Annotated in this window: 2 protein-coding genes; both read left to right on the top strand. The window is 33.3% G+C overall.

Translation table 11 applies throughout. The features are described 5' to 3' along the window. Positions 1-577: 577 nt before the first annotated feature. Positions 578-727 carry a hypothetical protein gene (locus tag FQ204_RS10465; RefSeq protein WP_186286701.1) on the top strand — a complete coding sequence of 50 codons (150 nt, stop codon included), beginning with the start codon at positions 578-580 and terminating at the stop codon, positions 725-727. Continuing rightward, positions 728-1866: SpaA isopeptide-forming pilin-related protein (locus FQ204_RS02895; protein WP_260843544.1), on the top strand; the 1139-nt coding region annotated here is incomplete at its 3' end.

Below are 1866 nucleotides of genomic sequence, written 5' to 3'. Positions count from 1 at the left end.
ATGGGAGTAGCTCATAGTTTTTCCTCGGGTTCTGTTTGTGTGGTTACTTACAGTTTACACCAATGAAACGCTATGAGATTTTTTGTTGAACTATATTTTACAATTTATCATAAAATAATAATGATATGAGTTGCCTGTTCACTTACAGTTTAAGATAAAAATGTTCTGGTGTTTTCATTTGACTAAAACATGGTATAGCATTGTAGTATTTTTGTAAAGAAATAAAAAGAAAGGTTTACAAGGATTTTTTCTTTTTTACAGCAAAGTACAGACAAAAATTTCATAAAATGAATAAAAAATACGGAAAAAAAGTAAAAATAATAAAAATGAACAAAGTATTTACAGTTTGGAAATATTTTTTGCTAATAATGGAGGAATTTCACTAGCATAAAAGTGAAAATAGGAGTATAATTAGTTTGGGGCGTAGAACCTATTTTATTAAGTCATTTGAGGTGGTATCAAATCACAATATTTGGAATTAAAAAGGATTAGTTATAAAGGGAGGCGAAACCTATTACAACAGTAACAAGGGTGTCGTTTTGTTAGTTTAAAAATTTAGAAAGGAGTTAGGATTTTTATGGAAAGATTAAAGAGAGTATTAGGGTTACTAATATTTCCCTTATTATTTTTATCCCTATTTTTAGGAGCAGGAGAGGTAAAAGCGGCTGATCTTACAGATAAAGTGCAATTAGATGAGGTGCAGATTCGCTCAGCTAATTCGGAGTAAATGTCTACTATTTATCACGATAAAAACGAAAAGTCGGTCGGACTGCGTTTCTTAGGTAAATATTCATTCCCGAATTCACAAGCGGGTGAGATTAAAAATGGAGATTTCTTCACAGTACAAGCACCATCTCAGTTAGGTGTGCAAGATGCGACATTAGTTCTAAGGGATCCAGATACTAACGAAATACTTGGTAGTGCTAAGGTGAATCGTCACACCCATATTATAACTTTCACCTTCAATGAAAAGGTCGATGGAAGACAGAATGTTAGAGGGGATTTTGTTGTTTTTGCCTATGAACAAGTTACAAAAGAAACTAAAACAATTACTTATACCTTGCCTGGTGGCAAGACACAGACGGTTACTTTTGCTGTAAAGGATCAAGTTATAATTCCCGTTGAGGGTGATTTGCTTAGTAAAAATGCGTGGAACTCTAGAGATCCACAAATTGGTTGGAATGTGCGAATTAATCGTTCTAAAATGAATTTAAACGGTCACACTATTAAAATCAAAGATAAGCTCAATTCAAGTTCAGGAGCTTATATGAGTTATATAGAAAATACTTTCGAGCTTCATGAAGCAAAATACGAATCAACTAATACTAATCAAGCTGGTTTGGTAGAAAAAACCGAAAAATATGAAGTGACAACTGATCCCGAAAAATATCGAGCAAATTCAGACAAGATGGCTTATTTGAAATTTGTCGATGGGAAGCAAGGTTTTGAACTGCTCATGCCAACCAATACAGGAGATAAGAGTTTCTTCTTGTTTTATTATACAACCTCACCAACGGATACTTCAACAGTAAGAAACTCAGCTCAATTCTTAATTGATAATGAACCTCAAATAGTTGTAAAGCAATGGGGAGGTGAGACACGTACTGATAAAGAAGCAATAGGTAGATTAAAAACGGTTAAGACAGAAAGTGCCACATGTACTACTGACATTGCTGGTAAAATCAAAATCACAAAATACGACGAAGATGATACAATTGTCAAGTTAGCTGGTATTGAATTTGACATTCTTAAAAAAGATACTGAAGAAGTTGTTCAAACAGTTAAAACAGATGAAAATGGTATTGCTCTTACAAAGGCTCTTTCTGATGGGAAGTACATTGTAAAAGAGAAGTCACCAAAATCAGG

It is taken from the genome of Streptococcus constellatus, from assembly GCF_902167705.1.
Classification (GTDB): domain Bacteria; phylum Bacillota; class Bacilli; order Lactobacillales; family Streptococcaceae; genus Streptococcus; species Streptococcus constellatus_A.
This window is presented reverse-complemented; position numbering and strand designations above follow the sequence as displayed.